Consider the following 26,681-nt stretch of genomic DNA (forward strand, 5'->3'; position numbering starts at 1 on the left):
ATACGCTTTAGATCAACCGGGGCGTCGGCGTGCGTGTCGGAAACACTGGCCCGCGTACCGTCATCCGGTCGGCCGGATATGGCCGCTGCAAGGACAGGATGTCGTCGTAGCTACCGGTCAGCCACTGCTCGTGATCATCAGGCTGCAGGATTGTGATCATCGCCTTGGGGTGGATCGGCGTCACCAGTTCGTTCGCGTCGCAAGTGACCATGGCGAAGTAGCGTTGATCGCCGACCTGCCGCCAGAAGCCGGCGATCGCGAACACAGGTTGGTCCTTCACCGCGAACCACATCTCGCCCTTAAGCGGCTTTTTGCCGTCGCCTAGGTCGGTAGGCTCGCGCGCCCATTCGCAGAATTCCGTCAGCGGGATCAGGCATCGGTTGACCGGGTCGCTGACGAGCGAGCGCCACTGGGGGAGATGGAGAGTGCGGACATTGGTCTGCGCAACCTTGCGTCCGGCCTGCTTCGCCTGTCCCGCTAGGACGTCCCATTCCATCACGTCGAGACCACGCCGATCGCCTTCGTTTCGCACGACATACGTCCGGCCGAACGGACGCAACTCCTTCGGGTCGAAACGGTTGTCCATCGGCTTGTCGGCAAGCCATTCCGCACCGAATCGTTCGGTGATGGTCTCCGGCTCGCCGTCGAACCTTGCTCGATTACACATTAGAGGTTCACCCGACCGACAAGCGCGCCAATCGCGATTACGAAGCCAATGATCACCCAGCCTTCCCAGGTTCGAGGGGACCAGCCAATCCCTACAACCTTTGGCTGAAACCATTCGCGCGGATGATTCATGATGGCTCCGAAACTGGCGAGAATGGTCGGCGCTGCCTTCCGCTTCGTGACCCCAAGCAATACATGTCACGAAAGGAGGACGCCAGCATGCCCGCGGACATTATGAAGGTAGATGACCAGGCCAAGATCGACCTCTTTCAGGAGATCATGCCGATCGTGATCAAGTACCTGGCCGCAAACTCGGCAGACCAAGAGCTGATCGCCGACGACATCATCGACTTCTTCGCTCTGTCGATCGCGTCGGTAATCCAGAACGACACAAACCTGACGACCCCACAGCAGCAGCGCAAAGGCGTCGAGACATATCTCGCACTGGGTCCGGCTCTTAAAGCTGGATCACGAACAACGCGGCGCGTCGCTGCTGGCAATGACGATAGGTGCGTTCGCGTCGGACGAAACGCAACAATAGCCGTACGTCTTAAACGGAACGCACGTTGAGTCTCGGTGCGTTCTGATCCGCTTGTCACGGCCGATGCAGCGCTCCACGTTCGGTACTAACAGACTTAAGCCGCGTGCTTCTTAGCGAATTCCGCAAAATACGGATGCATTGTCGGTTCCGCGATTTGAGCTGCTTCCGTTTTCGTGGACACCGGGTTTAGGCGCCTTGGATGAGGCAATGGCCCGGATTTGGCGATTAATGACATCGACTCGGTGGTCGTCGTCACCACTGGGCCATCCTGCGAGTTCGCATTGCGCTCACAAAACCACTCGACTTGTGCTGGTGTCGGAGCGAACACCGGGTCACGGAGCCGCTGGCCGATGAGCCTACGCGGATGCCCGGTCAGCGCGACTGACCGGGCCGCAGGTGGTGGGAGCGGCATGGTGCTGCTCTGCACGGAGACACCACCATGCCCAAGCTATCCGACACACAGTGCCTTCTGCTCTCGGCTGCCTCGCAGCGAGACAGCGGTAGCCTCATTCCTCTACCAGACGGCTATGACCTGGACGACGCTCGCCTTGAGAAGCCGCTCGCCGCGCTGCGTCGCAACAAGCTCATCGAAGAGCGCGAAATTACCGATCTCGCCAGCACGTGGCGCGGTGAAGAGGATTCGCGTACCGGCTTGTTCATTACGCCCGCTGGCTTGCAGGCCATCGGCATTGACGATGGCCCCGCCCCGGTCGTCGCCTCTGGCGACGTGATCAACGAGCTGGCGGCATCCCCGCGCCCGGCGACCAAGTCGGCGCAGGTCGTGGCGCTCCTGCAGCGCGACACCGGCGCTACGCTGCCCGAGATGATTACCGCAACCGGCTGGCTGCCCCATACGACACGGGCGGCACTCACCGGCCTGCGCAAGAAGGGATATGCGATCCTGCGCACGTCGCGCGACGGAGCGACCTGCTACCGCATCGAGGCGGCCGCGTGAGCACGGTCGAAGAGCAGATTTTGAGTCTGGGGGCGATGTCATCGGCTGCATTGCGCGAACGCTGGTCCCGGCTGACCGGCTCGCCCGTACCCCAAGTCAGCCCGAAACTGCTGCGTTTGGCCCTTGCCTGGGAGATCCAAGCAACGGCGTTCGGCGGCATGTCACGGACCGTGACGCGCTCGCTGGACCAGCTCGCCCGGGGCATTACCCGGACGACCGCGGCAAAACCCGGCATGCGGCTGGTCCGCGAATGGCAGGGCGGCGCCCATGTCGTCACCGTTGGTGAAGATGGTGTGATTTCATGGGATGGCCGGACCTGGACTAGTCTGAGCGAAGTTGCCCGAGCGATCACCGGCACGCGCTGGTCGGGTCCTGCCTTCTTCGGATTAAAGAAGAAGGTCGCGGCATGAGGACCGATCCGTCGGCACGCGTTCGCTGTGCAATCTACACGCGCAAATCGAGCGACGAGGGACTGGAGCAGGCATTCAACAGCCTGGACGCGCAGCGTGAGGCCTGTGCCGCCTATATCCTCAGCCAGACGTCGGAAGGGTGGACCGCGCTGCCGGAAATTTATGACGATGGCGGCCTGTCAGGCGGTACGCTTCAGCGCCCTGCCCTGCAGCGCCTGCTCGCCGAAGTCGGGGCCGGCCGTGTCGACATTATCGTTGTGTACAAGGTCGACCGACTGACCCGCTCGCTGCTCGACTTCTCGAAGCTGGTCGAGGCGTTCGATGCGTCGAACACCTCGTTCGTCTCGGTCACCCAGTCGTTCAACACGACGACCAGCATGGGACGACTGACCCTCAACATGCTGCTATCGTTCGCGCAGTTCGAGCGCGAGGTTACCGCCGAGCGGATCCGCGACAAGATCGCGGCGTCCAAGGCCAAGGGCATGTGGATGGGCGGTACGCCGCCGCTTGGCTATGCACCCGATGGCCGCAGCCTTAGCATCATCGACGACCATGCCGCCGTCATTCGTGACATCTACTGGCGCTATCTCGACCTCGGCAATGTCCGAAGCGTTCAGCAGGCGCTGGAGGCCGAGGGCATTCGCACGCCTGTGCGGACCATGACCACGACCGGGCGCATCTTCGGTGGCGTGCCTTTCGGGCGGGGGCAGATCTACTCGATCCTCAAATGCGCGACCTATGTCGGCGACGTCGTCCACCGGGGCCACATCTATGCCGGGCTCCAGCCGGCGATCATCGAACGCGAGACGTGGGACAAGGTGCAAGCGCTGCTCACCGACAACCGACAGGGCGTGAAGACCCGCATCTGCGCAGCACGCCCGAGCCTGCTAGCCGGGCTTCTCGAGGACGGCGCTGGCGCACCGCTCGTTGCCACCCATGCGGTCAAGGGCAAGGTCCGCTACCGCTACTATATCAGCCGTGCTCTTCAGACCGGCACGGCGAGTGCGGGCATGCGAATTCCGGCACGGGAGATCGAGACGGCGGTCACCAGTCGCATCACCGCGCTATTCGTCGATCCGCTGGCGCTTGCCGCCACCGCATGGTTCGATGTTGCTGCTACCGATATCGCCGCGTACGCCGAGCGTTGCACCGACCTTGGCACAATTTTTCAAGGCAACGCTCGCATGCTGCTCCCTGAGTTTGTCGAGCGTGTCCGGGTGCATGACGCGCGCATCGAGATCGTCTGCCGCCCGGTTGCGCTAGCCATCCTGCTCGGGATCCCTACCGCTCAAGATGCGCCGCCAACCGTTTCCATCATCTCCGACGTCCGGCTGACGCGGTCCGGGCATGCCATGCGACTGGTCCACGACAATGGCGCACCGCTCGCGACGGCGGCGCCGGACGGGTCACTTTTCAAGCTCCTCCTCAAAGCCCGCGGCTGGTGGGCGCAGCTCCGTAACGGCGAGATCGATATCAAGCGGCTGGCCGAACAAGAGGGCGTCAATCCGTCTTATGTCACGCGCATCGTGCGGCTGGCGTTTCTCGCGCCGGAGGTGGTCGAGGCGATTCTGGCGGGGCGATGCCGGGTCGCGATCGATGGAACATCGCTCACCGCCACCGGAGCCGTTCCGGCGCTATGGCCGGACCAGGTGCGGATGTTGCTGCCGGCTAGGTAGATGACGACCAGAAGACCCAATTACGGTCATTCAGCGACATGCTCGCGCTTCCCGAAATGAGACATTCATGCATCTTTATGCGGACCGACTTTAGGTGCTGCCCGTGCGGGAAGTGCGGACGCGCTAGAAGACGCAGATGACCAGCATGCTTCTTCAGGTCGCCGTCGAAAAAGACTGACTTCGTAATCTCAATCTCAAGCCGGTCGGGCGCCAAACCACTACGCGCTATCGTGATGTTCGGGCAAATCTCCAAGCATTCCTGCGCAAATTGCTCTAAGACTGTCCTCGTGCCTAATGTCGTAACCCCGTCGCTGCGCCAACTGCGCTACCTGGTAGAGCTTCGTGAGACCGGCCATTTTGGTCGAGCCGCGGCGGCCTTAGGTGTCGGGCAATCGACCTTGTCGTCGGGCATCGCCGAACTCGAACGGCTAATCGGAATGCAGCTCGTCGAGAGAACGCAACGCTCGCTGCGGTTCACCGATATTGGTGAGGCTTTCGTCCTGAGAGCGCGTAGCGTTCTTGACGCTACATCAGCGCTGACCGATTTCGCCATTGCCGCGGCAAAGCCGCTTACTGGCACCCTTCGCCTCGGTATCATTCCAACGGTCGCGCCATTTCTTCTGCCGCGCGCACTTGGCGCGTTGCGGGTGGAGTTCCCGCAGTTGGAGCTACGGGTCCGGGAGATGACGAGCGAACGTGCGTGTGCCGAGCTGTATCGCGGTGTTCTCGACGCGGTGATTCTCGCGCTGCCATATGATTGCGGCAAGGTGGACTATGTCGAGATCATGCAAGACCCATTGTTACTCGCTACCCCGCGGCAGGGGGTCTCACCATTGCTCGACCCACAAACTCTCCTGTTGCTGGAAGACGGGCACTGCCTGAACGATCACGGCTTGATTGGCTGCGGCCTGCCAAAGGCCCGCCCGTCGGCGATGGTAGCGACATCCCTTCATACGCTAGTGGAGCTTGTAGAAGCAGGCTTGGGGACGACCTTCCTGCCCCAAATGGCCGTAGACGCCGGACTGATAGACGGTCGACGCATTGACACGACGCCACTGCCATCAAGGGCGGACCGGAAGGTCGTGCTGGCATGGCGTCTTGGCAGCGGCCGCGGGGACGACATGCGCGCCCTGGCGCAGACGATCCAGAATAGCCTTCCACTCGATAACGACCGATAGGCTCGCCTCCGGAATGGCCATAATAGCAGAAAATCCACGACACCGTGCCTTGGTACCGCGGTAGTTTATGATGTGGTTCCGAGGCAGTATCTCGTCGAAGGTGTCTCGTACGCTGTAACCGCAACATCCATCGGCGTAACTGGTATCACCGCCGATATCATGGCGTATGCACGCGCTGTCCGAGAAATCGTCAGACAGCCGCCTGTGATCGACCGAAGTGATCGATATTTCCCGAATAATCGATTGGACAAATGTCCTTCAGATCCGGCATCATAATCGCAATACGATCGCCCCTATTAAACGAGGACGCCAAAATGGCCGATTATGAACAGCCCAAGAGCAGCGGTTGCCCAATGGACCCCCAAGGCGGCGGAGAGGTGAAGGCCCGCTCGCTGCTCGGTCGTACGAACAAGGATTGGTGGCCCGATGCTCTGCCGATCGACATGCTGCACCAGCACGGAGTCTCTCCTGACCCGATGGGCGAAGAGTTCGACTATGCTGCGTCGTTCAAGCAACTCGACTATGCCGCGCTGAAGGCGGACCTGACGGCCTTGATGACCGATAGCAAGGCGTGGTGGCCTGCCGACTATGGTCACTACGGCCCGTTCATGATCCGCATGGCGTGGCATGCCGCCGGTACATACCGGGTCACTGACGGCCGTGGTGGGTCGTCGTCGGGTCAGCAGCGCTTCGAGCCGCTCAACTCGTGGCCGGACAACGGCAACCTCGACAAGGCACGTCGCCTGTTGTGGCCGCTGAAGCAGAAGTACGGCAAAAACATCAGCTGGGCTGATTTGTTCATCCTCGCCGGCAACGTCGCGATCGAAAGCATGGGCGGACCCGTTTTCGGATTCGCCGGCGGTCGCAAGGATGTCTTTGCCTCCGAGGGCGACACGTTTTGGGGTGCCGAAGAAATCTGGGTCAACGAGGGCGCGCAGACGCGCATCAGCGAGGATATGCCTGAGCTTGAAGGACCGCTCGCCGCAATCCAGATGGGTCTGATCTACGTCAATCCCGAAGGCCCGGGTGGTGATCCGAACCCCCTCCTGTCCGCGCGCGATATGAAGGCGACGTTCCTGCGGATGGCGATGAACTCTGAGGAAACTGTGGCGCTGACCGCGGGCGGTCATGCCTTCGGAAAAGCGCACGGTGCTAAGCCGGCGCCGCATTTCAAAGCCCCGTCTTCGGAGGCCGTGCACATGCAGGGCCTCGGCTGGCTGACCGACAGCGAGGAGATTGGCCAAGGCCATATCACCACCTCGGGTGTCGAGGGCGCATGGTCGAACAATCCGACCAAGTGGACCGGCGATTATCTGCGCCTGCTGTTCAAGTACGACTATGAGCTGACCGAGAGCCCGGCCGGTGCAAAGCAGTGGCAGCCGGTCAACCCTGAGCCGGAGGACATGGCCCCCGACGCGCGCGACCCCAGCAGGCGTGTGCCGACGATGATGACCACCGCCGACATGGCGCTGAAGATAGACCCCGAGTTCCGCGAGATCGCGCTGCGTTTCCGTGACGATCAGTCGGCGCTCGACGACGCGTTCGCCCGCGCCTGGTTCAAGCTGACGCACCGCGACATGGGGCCACGGGTTCGCTACCTCGGGCCTGAGGTTCCGGAAGAGACGCTGATCTGGCAGGATCCGGTTCCCGAGGGCCCCGTGCCCTCGGACGCGGCCGTCGCTGCGTTCAAGGACGCCGTATTGTCGAGTGGGCTGACCATCGGCCAGCTGGTCAAGACCGCCTGGGCGTCGGCATCGACCTATCGCCGGTCGGATCACCGCGGTGGTGCCAACGGCGCACGCATCGCGCTCGCACCGCAGAAGGACTGGCCGGTCAACGAGCCAGAGCAGCTGAGCAAGGTCATGGCCAAGCTGAACGAGCTGCGCGGCGACATGTCGCTGGCCGACGCGATCGTGCTGGCGGGTTCGGCAGCGGTTGAGAAGGCGGCACGCGATGCCGGTCATGACGTATCGGTGCCGTTCCTCGGCGGACGCGGCGATGCGACGCAGGACTGGACCGACGTCGACAGCTTCGTCTGGATGGAGCCGCAGGCCGACGGCTTCCGCAACTACCTGAAGACGCGTCACCCGGTGAAGACCGAAGAGCTGTTGCTCGACAAGGCTTCGCTGCTCGGCCTTTCCGCTCCGGAGATGACCGTGCTGGTCGGTGGGCTACGCGTACTCGGCGCGAACTTCGGCGATGCGCCCGACGGCGCACTCACCGAGCGTAAGGGCCAACTGACCAACGACTTCTTCGTCAACCTGCTCGACAACGACACGTTCTGGGATCTCGTCGACACGTCGAGCGATGAGAAGTTCATCGGCTACGATCGTGGCGGTCGCGAAAAGAAGTGGGAGGCGACTCGCACTGACCTGATCTTCGGCTCAAACTCGCAGCTGCGTGCGACCGCCGAAGTCTATGCCGAGAACGGTCATGAACAGAAGTTCGTTCGCGACTTCGTTCGTGCCTGGGTCAAGGTCATGAATGCCGACCGTTTCGACGTCACGGCAAAGCCCGTATCGTCCAACCAAGCGACTTAAACTATGTTGGTGTGCGGATAGGCCGTGGTCATCTGGCCAAGGACTCAGAAAACCACAGCTTATCCGCCCTGACCTCAGTTACACGATATAAGCTCTAATCGCCTCAATGTCTGGTGCCATTGGCTTCAACGTCCGTGCCCGAGTAAATATTGCTACGGCCAGTGCTGGGTTACGTCCTAAGCAATACAGAAAGACCTTAAGATACGTGCACATACCCCGCCGGGCAGGGTATATGACCCACTTGGTAACGTTGACCCGGCCTCTAGCGCTGCTGAAAACCTGCCATCTGTTCAGCGTCCGTTTCGGCTTGGGATCGCCTGAATGGCATGGCGTCTGTTCCCCTGAACTGAGCAGAGGCAGGCGTCGAGCAGTACCGGCGCTGTCGTGACTGTTCCAAGCGACCGGTGTGTCGGAAGCTATTAAAGCTTCTTAAAGCGATACCGTAGGAAAGTGGCGGCGGTACGCGCAGTGACAAGGCGTGATGGAAAGCCGCGCCAGCGTATTGCGGATATTATCAGGACCGGTCGGACGCTCGACGCGAGCTCGGTGGGAGCGCTTACGACAGCAACCTATGCCCCCTCCCCATGGCAGGGGGCGCAATCACTGATCTGGTAGGAGCTGCTTCAATGCTCGTTGGAGTGTCGGTCTTCGGCCGGCGTGTAGTAGCGCGCGATATCTGCTTCGGTTAGCGTATGACCGCTCGATTCTTCGACAAGCGCGGCGATTTCGCCATCGGTCCTGCCAGCGTCGCGCAACTGCTCGATCTCGTCGCTTACCATGTTGATGAAGGCGGGCACCGGGAACCGTTCCTCGCCTAGGCCCAGCGCGTCGCGCATGTGCTTTTGAGCACGTAAGGCTTCGGGAAGCGTGAACGCGATATCGTTAGCCATTGAACGTGCCTTTCATAGAAGCTGGATAATGGTCGGGGAGCATCGGCCCCCCGACGCCGAAACGCTTAGGCGGTAACTGCTTCCGCCTTGGCGTTCACGCTTGACGTTGCCATCGCCGTCAGCTTGTCGTCGGTCGCATATTCCTCATCGAGCGTCTCTTTCAGGATCGCTGCAATATCGGTGCGGCCGAGCTGGTTCGCCCAAGCGATTAGCGTACCGTACCGGGTGATCTCGTAATGCTCGACCGCCTGTGCCGACGCGATCAGCGCGGCGTCGAGCACTGCCTTGTCCTCGATCTCACCGGCGACTTCGTTGGCTTCCTTGATGATGCCGTCGATCGCAGGGCAGGTCACAGCCTTCGCCTTCTCGCCGAGCAGGTCGAAGATGCTCTCGAGGCGCGTGATTTGCCCTTCCGTCTCACGCAGATGGGTTTCGAAACCCTGCTTCAGGGCTGGCGCCGTTGCCTTGTCGACCATCTTCGGCAACGCCTTGGTAATCTGGTTTTCCGCGTAATATACGTCCTGCAGCTGGTGCAGGAACAGGTCGTCGAACGTCACGATGTCTTTGGAAAACAGGCCCATGATTGTGTCCTCGCTGAGCGGATAGCGCCGAAACAGACTGCTCCGGCACCGCCGCAACGCGCCGACTATAGGGTAAGTTTCGTTCGGTTCAGTGCAGCCTTTATGCACGTCCGATCGGTGCCGGCTTCACTATTCTTGATGCCGATCCGGTCATGGATCGGCTTGACCAGGCCGGCATTCGAAACAGGTGCAGATCACAGCGATCACGCGCTTCGCTGTTTGCAGAAGTGGTGGCGAGTACCCCCTGCCGGCTATGCACTCGCTTGCAGAGAAGTCAGCGGGCTATAGATTTGCCTGCTCGGCGACCGGCAGCTCTGCGTCCGGACCATAATAGAGCTTGGCGCAGTCGTCGCGAAGGCACCCTCCCTCGATGACTATGTCGTCACGGCAGGCGTCGCCGGTGAACGCCAGCGTGTCGACGTGCTGTGCTTTGAAATACATCTCGTGAACATCATCACGACCTGCCCCGTAAACGACGCGGCCGACCTTCGACCAGATCGACGCCATCGTGCACATGCCGCAGGGCTGCAGCGTAGAATAGAGCGTCGCACCACGCAGTTCCAAATCCCCAGTGCTTTCACACGCCCGTCGGATTGCCATCATTTCCGCATGCGCCGTCGCGTCCGGCAATTCCTTCGTCTGGTTGCGCTCGCCCGCGATAACCTTGCCGTCGAGCACAATCACGCAACCCAGCGGCGAGGTCGAGGGATCGGATCCCTTCGATCGGGCGATCGCGATGGCTTCGTGCATCCAGTGTTCGTCATCTTGGGTCATCGTCATGGCTCCCGGTTACGGTCGCACAACGCGTAGCAGACACAATGGATCGTTCGGCGCGGTCGTCCTCGAATACCATGGATAGCCGAACGCTACCGTTCATTGCTACGGGTCGTGAAGACGAGCCCACGCCGTTGACCACCGCGGTCCTGTCCTCGGTCGACAAGCACAAACCGGAACCGCCTCAGGGTTCAACAGCGCGATAGCGCGGACGGCCGGGGTGATCGTGACCGCGCTTGCAGGAGCGGTGATCGCGCAGACCGGCGCGGCTCTTGTCGAGAGGTTCCGGTGGGCGGCGATTCCTAGCAGTGGCGCTGGCCGTCGCTTCGAGTTGCGTCGCGTTCGCTACCCTTGGATCGCTGCGTCCCGCGCGGGGGGCTTGATAGCGGACGCCTGATATCGAAATCAGGTCGCCGCGACCTCGTTGCCGGGCGCCGGCGCCCGCCTCGGCAACTTCCAGTTCGGCCTCACGAAGTGACAGGTGTATCCGTTGGGCCGTCTCTCCAAATAATCTTGATGCTCCGGCTCCGCTTCCCAGAACTCGCCCACGGGAGCCAGTTCGGAGACGACTTTGCCCGGCCAGAGCCCGGACGCTTGGATGTCCGCAATGGTGTCCTCGGCAATCGCCTTCTGCGCGTCGTTCGTATAGAAGATGGCAGACCGGTAACTTACGCCGCGATCGTTCCCTTGGCGATCGACTGTAGTCGGATCATGGATCTGAAAGAAAAACTCGAGCAGCGTTCGGAAATTCGTGCGGGCGGGGTCGAAGATGATCTCGATCGCCTCTGCATGACTGCCGTGTCTGCGGTACGTAGCTTTCGCCACGTTGCCGCCCGAATAGCCGACCCGCGTTGAGACGACACCGGGCAGCTTCCGCATCAGGTCCTGCATGCCCCAGAAGCAGCCGCCGGCTAGGACCGCGCGCTGCGTGGTCGCGGGGGGCGCCTCGATCTGGTCCAGATAGTCGCCATAGCCCTGCTCGGCCATCTCCACGCGTGGCACGAAGCGCAGCGCCGCCGAGTTGATGCAGTAGCGCAGGCCGCCCCGGTAACGCGGTCCATCGTTGAAGACATGGCCGAGATGGCTATCACCGTGAGCCGAGCGCACCTCGGTGCGGGGAATGAGCATAGACCAGTCCCGTTTCGTTTTCACGCTTGCAGTGTCGATCGGCCTGGTGAAGCTGGGCCATCCGCAGCCGGACTCGTACTTGTCGGCGCTGGCGAAAAGTGGCTCGCCAGAGACGATGTCGACATAGACTCCCGCTTCCTTGTTCTTCAGCAGCGGGCCGGTGCCCGGGCGCTCCGTTCCATTCTGCTGGGTGACCCGGAACTGCTCGGGCGTTAGGGCGGCGACGGCCTCATCGGTCTTTGCATAGCTGTTCATGAGTCTGATGTGGTGCGCTGCCAGGCAGCTGTCGAGGGCGGCCAGCCCCTTCAACAACAGCGATGGTCCGAGATTCCGGCTCTCGATGACCCGCGGACTCTGACACCTTTTGGGCGGGCTTCAGAACGCACGCCGTCTTGCTTAAAAGACTCATAGTCGGTCATTCCCGGCGCCAATGTCACCATCCAAGATCGGACACTCGTTAAGGCGCCGCTGCGTGCCTGAGACTCGTCGGTTGCCGACCCGCATGCCGACCCACAGGCGACAACCGACCCTACTTGGAGGGCATCGTGTGGATGGCGCGAATAGGCACGCAGTGGCGGCATTTGCCGGATGAATACCGCAAGTGGAACATCGTGTTCCGGCGGTATAGTCGCTGGATCGTGACGGGTGTGTTCGGAGCCATTCTGGATACCCTCGCCGCTTTCGTCGAGCGGGATGCCAGTGTGGACATGATCGATAGAACTGTAGTCCGGGCCTGTCATTGCGCCGCCGGAATAAAAAAGGGATCAGGAATTGGAGGGACTCGTTCGCTGGCGAGGCGACTTTGCGACCCAGCCGCACGCGCGCTGCGATAGCTAAGGAAGACCGCTATGTTTCATCCTGACACCGGGGCAAGCCCATTATTTGAAGGGGTTCAGGCCCCTGTTCGGGATGATAGCTGACCGAATAGAGCCTCCGCTTGCCGATCAGGGACTGATGAAAAGTTCAACCTTGCGGCGTCTACGCGCTTCGAAGACGGCAACCGCTTATTGGCCGATCTAAGTGCTTTGGCTAAGCATCTGTTTCGGCTACAAATGTCTAATACGGCGAGTGCCCGTCCGGAGACTTTCTGATGCCTGATATGGAGCACTTGCTGGGCGTGCCTTTGACACGGCGCACCGCGCTCGGGGGTACCGCCGCGCTTACAGCGTCCGGCCTTATTTCCGAGAGCGATCCGGCGGTTGCCGCACCGCTCCGCAAGCCTGTGGGCACCCGCTTGGCGATCCGGACAACGGTCAACGGCAAGGCGGTACCGGTAGAGATCGATGTGCGGACATCGTTGCTTGACCTGTTGCGGGAGCAACTGCACCTGACTGGCGCCAAGAAAGGCTGTGACCATGGCCAATGCGGCGCGTGTACCGTTCACGTCGACGGTCAGCGCGTAGCATCCTGCTTAACGCTAGCGGCCAAGGTCGACGGACGTGCGGTGACGACGATCGAAGGGCTTGCCGATGGCGAGACGCTGCATCCAATGCAGCAGGCCTTCATCGACCACGACGCACTGCAATGCGGCTATTGTACGCCGGGGCAGATCATGGCGGCAGTCGCATGCGTTCGCGAAGGCAACGCCACATCGAAGGACCGCATTCGCGAATATATGAGCGGCAACATCTGCCGCTGCGGCGCCTATGTCGGCATCGTCGCGGCGATCGAGCAGGTTGCGGGAAGGGGGAAAGCCTGATGCGCCCCTTCACCTATGCACGACCCAAAAGCGCCGTAGCGGCAGTCCGGGCCTTCACAGCAGCGGGAGCCGGTGCGCGTTACATCGCTGGCGGCACTTCCCTCTATGACCTAATGAAGCTCGACATCGAGAAGCCTCAGCATCTTATCGACGTCACCGCGATCCGAGGGCTCGACGCGATCGAAACAGGAGGCGAGCGGCTCCGCTTCGAGGCGCTAGCACCGATGAGCGCGGTCGCCACCGACAAGGTCGTTCTAAGCGATTACCCCGTCCTTGCCGAGGCGTTGTGGAAGGCTGCCTCGCAGCAGTTGCGCAACATGGCGACGGTCGGTGGTAACCTGCTCCAGCGGACCCGCTGTCTGTATTTCCGAAACGGTGCGGGCGGAACGTCGGTTGGCAACACCTACCCGTGCAACAAGCGCGAACCGGGTTCGGGCTGCGCGGCGATCGGCGGGCTCGACCGCGGTCAGGCGGTGCTAGGCCAGAGTTCGTCGTGCACCGCCGTCTCGCCTGGCGACTGGCCTGTCGCGCTTGTCGCGCTCGACGCCTATGTCGAAGTGCTGGGCGCCAGCGGTAGCCGCGCGATCCCGATTGCCGAACTCTATCGCCTACCGGGTAGCACGCCGAACCTGGAGTTCACGCTGCAACCGGGCGAGATGATCACGGCGATCGTCGTACCAAAGACGAAGGCCGGCCGGCATTCGACGTATCACAAGATTCGCGACCGCGAGAGCTACGCCTTCGCGCTCGCGTCAGCAGCGGTCGCGTTGGAGATGGATGGTGACACAGTGACGCGCGCCCGGATCGCACTTGGCGGGGTGGCGACCAAGCCATGGCGGGCGACCACGGCAGAAGCGCTGCTGGCTGGTAAGCCTCTGACCCCGGCGACCGCACTGGCGGCAGGGCATGCTGCGTTTGCCGATGCCAAAGCTGGCAAACAGAACGGCTTCAAGATCGATCTTGGTGCGCGAACCGTGGCCGACGCCCTGACTATTGCCGCAGCGAGGAACCGGTCATGACCGCCCCCTTCCCCAACCGTCCCCGTGCCGATGCCCGCGAGAAGGTGATGGGCGCTGCGCGCTATGGAGCCGACCATCAGGTCGCTGGACTGCTGTACGCCATGCAGGTCCCGGCAACCATTGCGAAGGGGCGGATTGCCTCGCTGTCGGTCAATGCAGCGATGCAGGTACCAGGCGTTATTCGCGTGCTGACTTCAACCGACTTTCTGCCGCCCCCACCTGCGGCCCCTGGCGCACCGCCCCCGCCTGCAACGCTCACGACAGACATTGCCTATCGCGGCCAGCCGGTCGCACTTGTCGTTGCCGAGACGCTCGAGGCCGCGATCGAGGGCGCCGAGGCCATTCGTCCGACCTACACAGTCGCACCCGCGTTCACCTCGCTCATCGAGCAGCCGGGGATGGTGCGCGAAGCCGTCAAGTCGGTGACGGCGGGCGATGCGACGCGGGCGATGGCGCGCGCTGTCACTCGACACAAGGCGGACTATGTCTCACCGCCACAGCATCATAACCCGATCGAGATGCTGTCGACGACGGCAGTATGGGAGAACGGGCAACTCACCATCTTCGAAAGCACGCAGAGCAGCAGCAATACGAAGGGTGCCGTAATGCGTAGCATGCGCCTAACGCCCGAGCAGGTGACGGTAAAAAGCCCACAGATTGGCGGGGGCTTCGGCCAGCGTGGTGGGGCACAGCGCCAGACTGCCCTTGTCGCCCGCGCCGCGATGCTGCTCGGCCGACCGGTCAAACTCGTCCTGCCGCGCGGGCAGATCTTCCACAACGCGACCTTCCGGCCAAAGAACCGTCACCGGATCGAGATCGGTGCGGACGCCAGCGGCAAGATGATCGCCGTGCGCTACGATGCCGATCAGCAGCAGTCGCGCGAAGGCCAGTTTCCGCCTGACTACCATGAGTCCGTACCCATGCTGTACGGCATCGAGAATTACCACGGGACCGCCGCCAATCTGCGGATCGACACGCAGGCGCCAGGCTATATGCGGTCGCCGACACCGCATCCGTCGTGCTTCGCCTTCGAAAGCGCGGTGGACGAACTTGCCCTCAAGCTCGGCGTCGATCCGGTCGCCTTCCGACTACGCCACCGCGCGACGACCGACCCGATCCACGGCCACAAACTCTCGTCCTGCTATCTGTCGGAATGCCTGACGGAGGGCGCACGTCGGTTTGGTTGGGAACGGCGCAGTCTCCAGCCGGGATCGATGACGCTGCCCGACGGCACGCAGGTCGGCTGGGGCGTAGCATCGGGCGCCTATCCGGGCTCCGCCCATCCTAACATCGTCACTCTGCGCGTGAATGCAGACGGTACGACCCGATTTGCGGCTGCGGGGCATGAGATGGGCCAAGGTATTCGCTCGACCATCGAACAGGTTCTCGTACGCGAACTGGCGATCGATCCTTTGAAACTGGAGATCGCGATCGGCGACACCAGCGTAGCGCCACAGCATACGACAGCGGGATCCTGGGGCACTGCAAGCGTCGTGCCGGCAGCGGCAGAGGCGGCCGCAAACCTCAACGCTGCCATGGCGGAGCTGTTGGCCGGGCGTCAGGTGGCAGGAAACCTACACAGACAGCTTGCGACCGTGCGACGTCCCTCGCTTCAGGTTAAGGTCGAGCATGTCGCGGTCGATCAGGGCCCAAAGGATCTGGCGACACTGCGCAAGGGCGGCATGGCGCTGGTCGGGCCGGATTATTCGACCTTCACGACCTACAGCTACATTGCTCACTTCGTTGAAGTTCATGTCGAACCCGGCACGCGCCGCGTCCGCGTGCCACGCGTCGTCAGCATTGCGGATTGCGGGCGGGTGATCTCGCCGCGCACGGCAGAGAGTCAGGTTCGGGGTGGCGTGATCTGGGGCATTGGTGCGGCGCTCCGCGAAGCGACCGAAGTGGACCCGCGCTATGGCGGGTGGCTGAACAACGATCTTGCTGACTATGTCGTGCCCGTGAATGCCGACATCGGTTCGATAGATGTTGGCTTCATCGATCGACCGGATCCTCTCATAAATGCCCTTGGCGCGAAGGGGCTTGGCGAAGTTGCCATGACGGGCTGTGCCGGCGCTATTGCCAATGCCATTCATCATGCGACGGGTAAGCGGCTGCGCGAGATGCCGTTCAGGATCGAGGATCTTCTGTAATCAACCGATTCGAAATACCGGGGCGGAGACGGGAAATCACATGCCTCCGACGTGCCGAGCTACATCAAATAGCCTTTTAAAAAAGCATCGGATCTTGTCGGATGTACGCTCTTCCTCTCGCTGCGGTCGCAGCCCTCATGCAATCGCCGGTTGCCACGACCGCGGTCAGGCCCGGCACGATAGCGATCGTAGCTGCTGATAATCCGACCACGTCTCCCGCTATCACGAAAACGTTCACGGACGCCGTTCAGCGTACCCTCCTTCGAACACCTTTCCTCCCCCTGCCCGACCCGAGCCACAGCCTTTACGTTGCCAAGGTTAAGGTATCGCAGACACAGCGTGGCGTTGTCCGGTCCGGCAACGACCGATCGGATCGGCCGGGCATGACGGCTGGACTTGGAGGTCTGTCGCTGAGTTTGCCCTCGGGGAAGGATCAGTTGCACGGTCTGATAGTGACCAGTCTCGAGGTGACCGTGTCGCTGCGCCGAGACAATCACGTCGTGTGGACGGGGCAGGCGACCACGGTGCGCGGTAGTGGCACACGAACAGGCGATCCCTCCGTTGTCGCTACGGCGCTGTCAGATGCCCTCCTGACGTGGTTCCCTCGGCAGTTGCCGGGACCGCTGTCTATTCCATGAGTCCTGATAAACACGGTGATCATCAGCCGACGATCCGCGACAATACGCCACTGCAGCAATGCATCGATCCGACATACTGCCGGTGAGCGCTCCATTCCTTTCAGCGCTGGATCGGCAATCAGGCCACGCCCGAGCGCGTCGTAATCGGCGGTCGTGAGATGCCCTGCGCATGCCCAAGGAGAAGGGCGGTTGTCGTCTCGCGATTGACTGCGGGCGAGAAGATGTACCCCTGCCCTAACGTACAACCGATCGTGCGAAGCTGCTCGACTTGTTCTTCGGTTTCTATCCCCTCGGCTACGATCCTGATGCCCATCTTTTTTGCGGTACGGATAAGGCCTTCAACGATGGTCACGCTGACACCATCGGGTTCCAGATGATCAACGAACAACTTGTCGATCTTGATAATATCAACGGGAACAGTGAGCAGGTGCGTCAGCGACGCAAAGCCCGTTCCGAAATCGTCCAGCGCGACACGTATGCCATCAGCGCGTAGTGCCCTGATCGCTTGCTGGATCGCTTGGTCGCCACGTCCCATGTACACCGTTTCAGTGACCTCGAGAATGACGTGATCGAGAGGGACCCGTTCGCGTTCCAGTGCTGCAGCCAGGACCTGCCCGACGGCGCCGCCAATCAAATCAGCAGATGAGACGTTGATACCGACGTGTTGGAACGGAATACCCAAATCTAGCCACCGGCGCAGGTCAGCAGCGACAAGGCTCATCATTCTTGCAGTAAGCGAGGTTGCAACCTGCGCGTCGGCAGTTGCCTCGTGAAAAGAGGCGGCCGAGACCATATTGTTGCCAATGCGCATGCGGCAAAGCGCTTCCAGTCCTACGATCTCCCGCGTGTCCAGTCGGAAGATCGGTTGATAATGCGCCTCGATCCGATCTTCTCGCAAAGCCGCGCTAAGGTCCCTGATCGCGCCCATGCGCCGCGTCATGTTCGAGCGGAGCCCTGCCCAGTATCGTACAAAACCACCACGACCGGTTTCCTTGGCGTGGTAGAGGGCAAAGTCGGCATTCTGCCGAACACTCCCAACCCCGGCGTCGTCCGATAAGAACGTAGCGCCTCCGATGGTAGCGCGAGGGACGATGCTATGCCCGCCGCAGTCGGCAGCAACGGAGAGCGTGGCTAGAACCTCATCAGCGATCTTTTCCAGATCACGGAGAGCTTCAGAAGCCTGGAGAATTACGGCAAACTCGTCGCCCCCGACGCGAAATGTTCGCCCGGGGCTGACCGCTGCCGAAATCCTGTCGCTGGCAATCTGCAGAAGTTCGTCACCCGCATGATGGCCGAAAGTGTCATTCACGACCTTGAGATTATCGAGATCCAACACGAACAGTGCCCAACTACCGACCGCAGCACCTTCGAGTTTCGAAAGTGCGGCATGATAGGCGGCCCGATTGGGGCAACCGGTCAAGGCGTCAGTAAAAGCTCGGCGCTGGTGCTCGAGGACACGCTCATGTCGCTCGATAGCGATTTGTGTGAGGTGAACGCAGTTAGCCACCACCTCGCGTTCGAAGGCCGTAGGTCCTCGGGCGCTGCGATAGTAGAAAGCAAATGTAGCGATTGCGCGACCTTCTGCATCACATATCGGACTAGACCAGCATGCGCGGAGCCCGTGCGGAAGTGCAAGGTGTTTGAACTGCGCCCAGCGGGCATCGGTCTCGATATCAACGACCGCAATATCTGTTTTCAGATATGCAGCAGTTCCGCAAGAACCGGCGAGCGGGCCGACGGACAATCCATCTAGTGCTTTGGAATATGCTTCCGGAAGGCTCGGGCCAGCTAGCGGATGGAGCACGCCTGCGAAATCGACAGTTAGAACTGAACAGATCACCTCAGGGAGAATCCGCTCTACTTCTGCACACAGCGTAGTGCACGTTGGCGCAAGGCCGGCGCCCCTAGCGATCATCTTCAAAATAGCATTCTGCAGATGAAGCAGGACGCTTACTGTATCATCACCTCCTTCATTTTGATGTGTTTCAGCAGACTCCATAGGAAGGATGCCTATCAAATGGCTGGTTTAGATTCCTTTAAACCTCAAATCTAAGCAAGATTTTAAATAATCCATTTTGATTTCAATTTGGTTTTAGTTCGATTCTTTATCAATATGCGGTCAGCATTTTAATCAATAAGCACCAATTTTCTCATCGAATCTCAAGTGGCACACTCACGAGATTTGACGAATGAAACAGCGTGCCAAATATGTCGTCAAGAAACAATACGCGCGCCGCGATTGCTTCTGGCTGTCCGCTTACGCACAAAGCGCAGCGCTATGGGGGAGAAGACCCGCACAGCGCCAGCGCAATCTCGAGACCGTCCTTCCTGGCCGCAAACAGATTTTTGCGTGAGTCCTGCCCGTAGCGCGCGTCTCGATCGTGCCCTCGCTTCCTCTTCAACCTTGGCGATCGGCATCTACACCCGCCCCGAATCGAACGCACTCAGCGCCATCCGCCGATAGATACCGTTGACGCTCTGCGGGCTAGATACTCGACTCAATCCGCCGTTCAGCTCAACTTGATCACCATCCCCCTTTCGGACATTCGTTCAGATCAGACTTTCAACTTTTATAGGGCGTCATCGCCCTCGCATCCCGTCCTGCTCCACCCCACCTTAGGCCTGCCTAGTCGAAGCAGGAGCTTGCCCCATGTTCATCGCCATGAACCGATTTCAGGTGATCCCCGGTGCGGAGGAGGCGTTCGAGCAGGCCTGGCTGTCGCGCGACTCTTACCTTGCCGGCGTCCCGGGGTTCGTCGAGTTCCACATGCTGCGCGGGCCGGCGGCCGACGATCACGTCCTCTATTCGTCGCATACTGTGTGGCTGTCGCGCGGGGACTTCGAGAATTGGACCAGGTCCGAGGAGTTTCGCGCAGCCCATCGCGGCGCGGGCAACCACAAGCCGTTGTACCTGGCGCCGCCTCGCTTCGAAGGCTTCGACGTCATCCAGACCGTGACGCCATCGTGACGGTCAATCGACGTCCGACGTTCGCCAGCCGGGTCGAGCAGTCGATCGACAACGTCGTCGGCGCAATCGCCTCGCCGATCGTTACAGGCATCGCCGCGTTCAACAAGCGCCGCCTGCCGCCCCGCGATGCGCCGCATCCGCTACTTACCGGCATCCACGAGCCGATGACTGACGAGCTGACCCTCACCGACCTCGCCGTCGAGGGTATCATCCCGCCCGAGCTCGACGGCCGCTACGTTCGCATCGGACCAAACCCCGCCGACGCCGATCCGCGCTCTTACCACTTCTTTACCGGCGACGGGATGCTGCACGGCATTCGCCTCCAGGACGGGCAAGCCCGGTGGTACCGAAATCGCTGGATCCGCTCGACCGATGTCGCGGCAGCCAGGCACGTGCCGGCGGCTCCAGGGCCACGGCACATCTTCGACACCGTCAACACTAGCGTACTGGACCATGCCGGCAGTGGCTGGGCGCTGGTCGAGGCCGGCAGCACGCCGGTCCGCTTCGACGAGCATTTGGAGACGCAGCGCTACGACGATTTCGGCGGCACCCTGCCCGGCTCGTTCACCGCCCATCCGCGCCGCGACCCGGCGACCGGCGAGTTGCACGCGCTGTGTTACGAGGCGACCGATCCCAAGCGCATTCGGTACAACGTCGTCGATGTCGCCGGCCGGGTGCGACGATCGGTGACGATCCCGGTGTCGCACGGGCCGCTGATCCACGACTGCGCGATCACGCAGCGCTACGTCGTCGTCATGGACCTGCCGCTTACCCTGTCGATGCGCACGGTGCTGGCGGGGCACGGCTTTCCCTACCGGTGGAACGAGAAGCACCCGGCCCGGATCGGGCTGCTGCCGCGCGACAGCGAGGCGGAGGATATCCGGTGGTTCTCTCTCGATCCCTGCTTCGTGTTCCACACCGCCAACGCTCATGATCTGCCGGACGGAAGCGTGGCGCTCGACGTGGTCGCGTACGACCGCATGTTCGCCGGCGACAACCTGGCACCGGACGAGCAGCCGCGCGGCCTCGAGCGATGGAGGATCGACCCTTTGACCGGATCGGTGGACCAGCGCGCGATCGATTCCTCGCCGCAGGAACTGCCGACGATAGACGAGCGTCGGACCGGCCGCCCCTACCGCCATATCTATGCGCTCGGGTTGCCCGAACAGATGACGGAAACGCTGGTTGGCGAGGCGCCGCTCATCAAGCACGATTTGGAAGGAGACACGCGACGATTGCACGAATTCGGACCGGGACGCATCGCGGGCGAGTTCGTGTTCGTGCCGCGCTCGTTGGATGCTGGCGAGGATGATGGCTGGCTCATTGGGCTCGTGATCGACGCCGGGGGGCAAACCACCGCGCTGGAGATACTGGATGCCCAGAACTTTGAGGCACCGCCCGTGGCATCCGTCCGCATCCCGCATCGCGTGCCGCCCGGCATCCATGGCGCATGGCTGAAGTAAACTCGTTCACGCAGCAGCCGTGCATTTTCCAGCCCGACACTCGACCCAGTTGCAGCCGTGTGGGACACTAGGCCCCTTTCCCAGTTTTGGGCGCTCGTTCGGTTTAAATATATTATTGAGCGTCTTGGAGCCTCGATGCTTGCCTTTTGCGTTTCATCGACAGGTAAATAACATCCTCACACAATGAAGCGTTATGTATTGCAGATTTACCCAATAACTATGTCATAAATCTTATTCTTTACCAAACGCAAGGAAAGAGTCAGCCTTTTCCAGATACTCAGCTGGTTTTCCGATCAGAAACCCTTGAACCTGATCGCAACCCCATCGACGTAAAGCTGACAGTTGCTCCTCGGTCTCAACTCCTTCAGCAACGATGGTTAAACCAAGGCTCTTGCCTAGACCGATCGTAGCCTTAACGATCGATGCCGACGACGCGTGACTGTGCATCGTGGCCACGAAACTTCGATCGATCTTGATCTTGTCGAAGGTAAAGTCTTTCAGATTGCTGAGCGAAGAATGCCCTGTTCCGAAATCGTCCATCACAACCTTGGCGCCGTACTCGCGGAGCTTCTCCAGCGTTGCCAGAACGTCGTCCCGTTGAAAACCGAGCAGCGTCGCGCTCTCGGTGACTTCGAGTTCTAATCGGTCGAACGCGACATGCCAGTGCAGTGCTGCATCGCATATCTCAGTCGCGAGGCTGACCGAGCGAAACTGTATCGGCGACAGGTTTATCGCCAGTGATACCTTCGAGTCCCAGGTCGATGCCGCGCGAAGAGCCCGATCGATCATCCACGATCCAATAGTTCCGATGAGTCCGCTGGACTCGGCTATAGGTATGAACACGTCCGGTGGTATTTCGCCCAGGCCGGGATGCCGCCAGCGAAGTAGAGCCTCGTACGCGACGATTTTCAGCGACACCGTATCGGCGATCGGCTGGAACACCAGACGAAGCTCTTTCGCCGAAACGGCATTCTCGAGGTCCCTGGCCAGCCGGACGCGCTGACTTTCCTCGTCCTTCAAATGCTTGTTGTAGATCCTTGCCGTATTTTTCCCATCGGCCTTGGCGCGATACAATGCGAGGTCCGCGAGTTCGTGAAGTTCGTCTCCGCTCTTCCCGGGTTCCGAGAGGGCAACTCCAACGCTCATTTTGATCGCCACGCCCTCGTCCGACGGTGTCGAAGCCATCTTAAAGATGCGCGAGATTAGCGCTTCTGTAGCTGCGGGTTGGGAGCGCGCTACCTGGATGACAGCGAATTCGTCACCGCCGATGCGCGCCACAAGATCATCGCTGCGCACGCAGGAGGACAGAAGCTGCGCCGTACGCTTCAGGACACGATCTCCGCCCGCATGACCCAGTCGATCATTGATGGCCTTGAACGCGTCCAGATCAATGGCAAGCACCGCTACGACGTCACCTGTTCGCGCGCTACGAGCGAGCTCGTGCGAGAGACGATTTTCGAACAGAAGGCGGTTAGCTAAACCGGTCAACATGTCGTGGTTGGCAAGGAACTCGGCGCGGCGCTCGGCGGCACGGCGGCTCTCCACGGCATTGCGGTATTCGTTCAAGCCCCGAGCCAAGTCGCCAAGTTCGTCGGCCCGCTTCAGCCCAGGTATGTCCCCGTGGTTTTCGCCGACATGGAATTCGCGTAGGCGAGCGGCCATGGTGCTTATCGGTAACACCAGCCTTCGATGAAGCCAGATGGTCATGCCGAATACGATCGCCACGATGACCAGCCCGCCAAGCAGCACCGAAATGATATCCCGTCGGCTCTCACGTCGATTCTTGTCCGCCGCCTTCCAAATCGCCAAGGTCAGTTCCTGACGCGCTTGACTACGGCTCGTCTCCAAGACCGTTAGCGCGCCCAAGAAACGCGGCATGGCAGCCTTAATGCCGGAGGGGTTGGACCGGCTCGTTTCGATCAGTTGGTAGGAGGCCATGACAAAAACTGCGGAGGCTCGCTGCTCGTCCTGGGCAGCCTCCGATCCCAGTTCCGACCTGTAGTCGGGTGATCGGGCCGTTTGTCGCGAACGGTTTTTAAACTCCGCGATGCGCTTGTGCAGGTCCTTCCAGCTTGCATCAGGTACCTTCGTGCCGCGTTCGGCGTCGCGGGTCAGGCGACCAATTTCCTGGCGCAATTGACGTTGTGTCTGCTCCAGCCGGTCCTCCCGGCCGAGTGCGAAAGTGAGAAATGTGATGCGCAGATCGGCTTGATGGATTTTATTGCTAACCGAAAGACCGACTGCCAATACTGCTAGCGCCATCACGATGACAGACGCGCAGGCTATGGATACGCGCGCTGATATTGATAACCGCACAGGCTTCTCCCCAAACCCTGCATGACGCCAATGCGTTACATTATGGTTAGAAGACGCACGGACACGGTCTGCCAAACGCTTATCACGACCCATAATCAGGCGTTCCTGCCCCCTTCCTAGCTTCCCAGCTTCGGCCGCTCGTTCATCCCCGCGTTACGACCGCTTTCGGCGCCTGACCCTGCGAACTCGAATGTAGCGACTGGGCAATAGCTTAGGAAGCAGGCTGTCCAAGTCCGAGTTTTGTGGCCGATGAGCCGCGGACGGCTTTTGCGGGGGTCTCAGGCACGGGATTGGCGGCGACGCTACGTCGAACCGTAGGTGCCAATCCGGATTCCTCGTTATACAGAACCAGGATTGTAGCGATCGGTGCGGCGGTGAGGATCAGCAGGAAAAGGCCCATCAGCCATTCGTTGGTCTCTAGCGGCTGCGAGAAGCTACCGCTGGGCTGCATCGACGGGCTAGGTCGCATCGGGCGCCTGCCGGCTTTCCTGGGGTGAAACGGGCGGTCTGCGGTCGCTCGGTGCGCAGACGGCCTGATCTGCGACCGATCATAGGCGGCGCGTGCTTCCTTCTTTCCCAAAACGGAATACGCCTCGTTGATCTCTTTCGCACGAGCAGAAACATCCACACCATGATTGGCATCGGGGTGATATTGACGGAGCAGCGCTTTCCACGCGGCGTGGATAGTCTCGTGACTTGCCGTCGAAGGCACCCCTAAAACAGAATAATAGTCGGGTGAGAGAGCCATCGAGCCGATACTTGCGGCTAAAACGCGAAAAAGGAAAGTCCGCTTGGAGCGTGATCTTAACCTGGTCGTGAGCTACCGCGTCTCCACGACCCACAAGTGGACGTTCAGGCGCACTTCCCTGCCTCCCAATTTCGGACGCTGGTTCATCCTTGAGAATGACCGATTTTGAAGCCCGGCTACCGGCTCGCGAATGTCGTGATGGGGAAAAGGTTGACCGACCGTCCGCTCCTGGGAAGGTGGGTGGCGTTAGCGGACGCCGTCTGACGCTGCTGGGAAGCGCTTGCGAAGGAAGAACTTCTTTTGACCTATGGGATGGTCGTCCAACGTGCCGAATACCTCAAAGCCTAACTTCTCATAAAACCCGCGAGCCTGAAACTCGAAGGTGTCGAGCCACATTCCAACGCAGTCGTTGGCGCGAGCAATCTCTTCGGCGCGTTCCATGAGAGTCTTTCCATAGTTCCCACCACGATATTCGTCCGGGACGGCGAGAAGGTCTACGAAGAGCCAATCGTAAGCGCACTTGCCCCATAGCCCGCCAACATGATTGCCAGCCTCGTCAGCCAAAAGCAGGGCAAAAGGGCGGAAACGCGGATCCCCTGCCCGATCCGTGTTATAAGCGAGCAATGGCTGAAGAACCGCCTCGCGGTCAGTCTCCGAAGGGTTCTCGGGTATCACAATGTGCAAAGTCATGATGCGACCATAGGGTGCATTTGCTCGACTTCAACGGCAGCTTTTGGCGCAGATCATGGCATGGCCGAGTTTGGCATCATGGTCATCAACAGATGTCTGCCTTAAAGACCGCAAGTTGCCCACCAGAACTTCCGGCTTGGAGCGAAGGCACCCTACCCTACAGCTTCCGGCCAGACCCAGAACCGGACGTTCACGCCCCTTCCCTCGCTTCCCAACTTCGGACGCTGGTTCATCTTTGCGAGTAGCCGATTTTCAAGCCATCCGCTCGCGAATGTCGTGATGGGGGAGGAAAGCGGAACGTCCGCTTGGGGTCGACATCCGATGAAACCGACCATTGAAAGGGTATCCCAGACGCATCGGTGTTTTGCATCGCCGGTGCCCTCGATTTCCTGCCGTTTTTGGGCTGATGCGAAATCCTTGATTTTTTTGCATCACGAACGACCGGTTTTCTTAGTGCCAATCAATGATCGGCCATGCGGCTCCGCGCTGAACGACGCGTCCAAAAAATCGTGATGGCTACTGCTATTGCTCGAAATGGGATGTTCTCAATGGCCTCAGTCCTACCCCGAAAGGCAGTCTCAACCACGAACGCAGCGCTCACGACGAGAAGCCAAATGACGAGTGGATGGGCAAGGAATCGACGTGACACCTCTTCTGCTAACACGCCGCCCCCGCGTGCGCTATTGAACGAAGCGGTATGGCCGGAATGGAAAGGAAAGCGGAACGGCTGCTTTTGGGGCCGCACCCCGGGAAATCAGCCACTGAATGGACGTCCCAAATGCACGCTTTTGCATCGGCGGAACCCGAGGTTTCCTGCCGTTAGTTGGTCGATGTAAAACCCGTGAATTGGCTCATGGCTCTGATCGCGATTACTGTTGGCTAAGCGGCATTCGATGATAGTCTCCATGCTGCTGCGTCACTGCAAAGGACCTGTTCATGATTGCCGTCCTCGCCACTCTCCTGCTTCCGATTATGCCTCTCGAAGGCTCGGCGAAGTGGGATATTGCAGGAATGACCCCAACCCGTCCTGCGATCAGTTATTACGAGAAAGGCAAACCAAGCTTCGTTCTGACGTGCAGCGGTACGCAAACCACCGTTCAGGTTAGAGGATTCACGGCAGCGCAAAAATGGCCTCAGCCTGCGATGTCCTTGAAGTTTGGTACCGCAACGCGTTCTGCCAATCCCGATCTACGAATGATCGGAGATCAAACGGCCTTCGAATTCCAGTTTGCGATCAGCGATCCCGTACTGTTGGCACTAAAGAACGGCGCGCCACTAGTTGCGACGTACAACGGCAATTCGCGCACTTTTCCAGTAGCACCTGCCGCATTCCGCCAAGAATTTGCAGAGAAGTGTTCCGCCCTAGTACCGCCGGCAATGCGCGTCGGCTGATAGCATCACGATCACGGACGTTGCGTGCGCGATCATCGTGATGAACGGATGTCCGCTTTCGAGACTGCGAGTTTCCCACTGGAACGTCCTACTCTGGGCGAAACTGCCCGGCAGCGCGGGGCCGATAGGACCTGACGTGACCCCCGCCTTTCATCCAGCTGCGACCAGAGACCGACCGTTGTTGTCGCGCAGGAGCGCGGGTGAAGCAACGGTCAGGTTTAAACCCGACCGTTGCTTTTCGAGTTCTGCGGCGAAGGCG

The 26,681-nt window shown here is 60.6% G+C and carries 22 protein-coding genes; 13 read left to right on the top strand and 9 right to left on the bottom strand.

Annotated elements, in window-relative coordinates:
* Positions 1-7: 7 nt before the first annotated feature.
* A complete protein-coding gene (locus SPHN_RS17530) occupies positions 8-667 on the bottom strand; it encodes an SOS response-associated peptidase family protein (protein ID WP_248525130.1) in 660 nt (219 codons plus the stop codon).
* On the opposite strand from SPHN_RS17530, the gene SPHN_RS17535 reads away from it, so the two are divergent.
* The 6 genes from SPHN_RS17535 to katG all read left to right on the top strand — a co-directional run bounded on the left by SPHN_RS17535 (position 652) and on the right by katG (position 7,966).
* Entirely contained in the window at positions 652-1,236 is a 585-nt protein-coding gene (locus SPHN_RS17535; protein ID WP_248525132.1) for a hypothetical protein, read from the top strand. The two genes, SPHN_RS17530 and SPHN_RS17535, sit on opposite strands and share 16 nt — an antisense overlap.
* Positions 1,237-1,646: 410 nt before the next feature.
* The gene (locus tag SPHN_RS17540) at positions 1,647-2,162 is read left to right on the top strand and encodes a DUF3489 domain-containing protein (RefSeq protein WP_248525134.1); all 516 of its coding nucleotides are present in this window, start codon (positions 1,647-1,649) and stop codon (positions 2,160-2,162) included.
* Entirely contained in the window at positions 2,159-2,572 is a 414-nt protein-coding gene (locus SPHN_RS17545; RefSeq protein WP_248525136.1) for a DUF2924 domain-containing protein, read from the top strand. The genes SPHN_RS17540 and SPHN_RS17545 overlap by 4 nt, the downstream gene beginning before the upstream one ends.
* On the top strand, positions 2,569-4,248 hold the full coding sequence (locus tag SPHN_RS17550; protein WP_248525138.1) for a recombinase family protein: 1,680 nt from the start codon (positions 2,569-2,571) through the stop codon (positions 4,246-4,248). The genes SPHN_RS17545 and SPHN_RS17550 overlap by 4 nt, the downstream gene beginning before the upstream one ends.
* 287 nt (positions 4,249-4,535) lie before the next feature.
* Positions 4,536-5,426: a hydrogen peroxide-inducible genes activator gene (locus SPHN_RS17555; protein ID WP_248525140.1), complete on the top strand. Its 891-nt coding sequence runs from the start codon at positions 4,536-4,538 to the stop codon at positions 5,424-5,426.
* A 314-nt stretch (positions 5,427-5,740) separates the two neighbouring features.
* Positions 5,741-7,966 carry a catalase/peroxidase HPI gene (gene katG / locus SPHN_RS17560; RefSeq protein ID WP_432715112.1) on the top strand — a complete coding sequence of 742 codons (2,226 nt, stop codon included), beginning with the start codon at positions 5,741-5,743 and terminating at the stop codon, positions 7,964-7,966.
* Positions 7,967-8,589: 623 nt separating this feature from the next.
* Here katG and SPHN_RS17565 read toward each other — a convergent pair.
* The 4 genes from SPHN_RS17565 to SPHN_RS17580 all read right to left on the bottom strand — a co-directional run bounded on the left by SPHN_RS17565 (position 8,590) and on the right by SPHN_RS17580 (position 11,594).
* Positions 8,590-8,856: a hypothetical protein gene (locus SPHN_RS17565; RefSeq protein ID WP_248525141.1), complete on the bottom strand. Its 267-nt coding sequence runs from the start codon at positions 8,854-8,856 to the stop codon at positions 8,590-8,592.
* Between the two features lie 65 nt (positions 8,857-8,921).
* The gene (locus SPHN_RS17570) at positions 8,922-9,437 is read right to left on the bottom strand and encodes a ferritin-like domain-containing protein (protein ID WP_248525143.1); all 516 of its coding nucleotides are present in this window, start codon (positions 9,435-9,437) and stop codon (positions 8,922-8,924) included.
* Positions 9,438-9,719: 282 nt separating this feature from the next.
* Entirely contained in the window at positions 9,720-10,211 is a 492-nt protein-coding gene (locus SPHN_RS17575; RefSeq protein ID WP_248525145.1) for a nucleoside deaminase, read from the bottom strand.
* Between the two features lie 405 nt (positions 10,212-10,616).
* Positions 10,617-11,594, bottom strand: a complete 978-nt coding sequence (locus SPHN_RS17580) for a bifunctional methionine sulfoxide reductase B/A protein (protein WP_248525158.1) — start codon at positions 11,592-11,594, stop codon at positions 10,617-10,619.
* A gap of 221 nt (positions 11,595-11,815) precedes the next feature.
* On the opposite strand from SPHN_RS17580, the gene SPHN_RS18640 reads away from it, so the two are divergent.
* The 4 genes from SPHN_RS18640 to SPHN_RS17595 all read left to right on the top strand — a co-directional run bounded on the left by SPHN_RS18640 (position 11,816) and on the right by SPHN_RS17595 (position 16,207).
* Entirely contained in the window at positions 11,816-12,172 is a 357-nt protein-coding gene (locus SPHN_RS18640) for a transposase (protein ID WP_353461454.1), read from the top strand.
* A 257-nt stretch (positions 12,173-12,429) separates the two neighbouring features.
* On the top strand, positions 12,430-13,038 hold the full coding sequence (locus SPHN_RS17585; RefSeq protein WP_248525147.1) for a (2Fe-2S)-binding protein: 609 nt from the start codon (positions 12,430-12,432) through the stop codon (positions 13,036-13,038).
* The gene (locus tag SPHN_RS17590; RefSeq protein WP_248525149.1) at positions 13,038-14,057 is read left to right on the top strand and encodes an FAD binding domain-containing protein; all 1,020 of its coding nucleotides are present in this window, start codon (positions 13,038-13,040) and stop codon (positions 14,055-14,057) included. Before SPHN_RS17585 ends, SPHN_RS17590 begins: the two co-directional genes overlap by 1 nt.
* Positions 14,054-16,207: a xanthine dehydrogenase family protein molybdopterin-binding subunit gene (locus SPHN_RS17595; RefSeq protein WP_248525150.1), complete on the top strand. Its 2,154-nt coding sequence runs from the start codon at positions 14,054-14,056 to the stop codon at positions 16,205-16,207. The genes SPHN_RS17590 and SPHN_RS17595 overlap by 4 nt, the downstream gene beginning before the upstream one ends.
* A 756-nt stretch (positions 16,208-16,963) precedes the next feature.
* On the opposite strand, the gene SPHN_RS17600 is transcribed toward SPHN_RS17595, so the two are convergent.
* Entirely contained in the window at positions 16,964-18,844 is a 1,881-nt protein-coding gene (locus tag SPHN_RS17600) for a sensor domain-containing phosphodiesterase (protein ID WP_248525151.1), read from the bottom strand.
* Positions 18,845-19,495: 651 nt separating this feature from the next.
* On the opposite strand from SPHN_RS17600, the gene SPHN_RS17605 reads away from it, so the two are divergent.
* Together SPHN_RS17605 and SPHN_RS17610 are read left to right on the top strand one after the other, a co-directional pair.
* Positions 19,496-19,813 carry an antibiotic biosynthesis monooxygenase family protein gene (locus SPHN_RS17605; RefSeq protein WP_248525152.1) on the top strand — a complete coding sequence of 106 codons (318 nt, stop codon included), beginning with the start codon at positions 19,496-19,498 and terminating at the stop codon, positions 19,811-19,813.
* Complete coding sequence (locus SPHN_RS17610; RefSeq protein WP_248525153.1) at positions 19,810-21,276, top strand: carotenoid oxygenase family protein; 1,467 nt, start codon at positions 19,810-19,812, stop codon at positions 21,274-21,276. Before SPHN_RS17605 ends, SPHN_RS17610 begins: the two co-directional genes overlap by 4 nt.
* 231 nt (positions 21,277-21,507) lie before the next feature.
* Here SPHN_RS17610 and SPHN_RS17615 read toward each other — a convergent pair whose 3' ends face one another.
* From SPHN_RS17615 to SPHN_RS17625, 3 genes are all read right to left on the bottom strand, one after another.
* A complete protein-coding gene (locus SPHN_RS17615) occupies positions 21,508-23,538 on the bottom strand; it encodes a putative bifunctional diguanylate cyclase/phosphodiesterase (protein WP_248525160.1) in 2,031 nt (676 codons plus the stop codon).
* 265 nt (positions 23,539-23,803) lie between these two features.
* Positions 23,804-24,340 carry a J domain-containing protein gene (locus SPHN_RS17620; RefSeq protein ID WP_248525154.1) on the bottom strand — a complete coding sequence of 179 codons (537 nt, stop codon included), beginning with the start codon at positions 24,338-24,340 and terminating at the stop codon, positions 23,804-23,806.
* Positions 24,341-24,586: 246 nt separating this feature from the next.
* Complete coding sequence (locus SPHN_RS17625; protein WP_248525155.1) at positions 24,587-25,030, bottom strand: GNAT family N-acetyltransferase; 444 nt, start codon at positions 25,028-25,030, stop codon at positions 24,587-24,589.
* A 936-nt stretch (positions 25,031-25,966) separates the two neighbouring features.
* Between SPHN_RS17625 and SPHN_RS17630 the strand changes: the two genes are divergently transcribed.
* Positions 25,967-26,422, top strand: a complete 456-nt coding sequence (locus tag SPHN_RS17630; protein ID WP_248525156.1) for a hypothetical protein — start codon at positions 25,967-25,969, stop codon at positions 26,420-26,422.
* Positions 26,423-26,681: the final 259 nt, after the last annotated feature.

It is taken from the genome of Sphingomonas faeni, assembly GCF_023195535.1.
Classification (GTDB): domain Bacteria; phylum Pseudomonadota; class Alphaproteobacteria; order Sphingomonadales; family Sphingomonadaceae; genus Sphingomonas; species Sphingomonas faeni_B.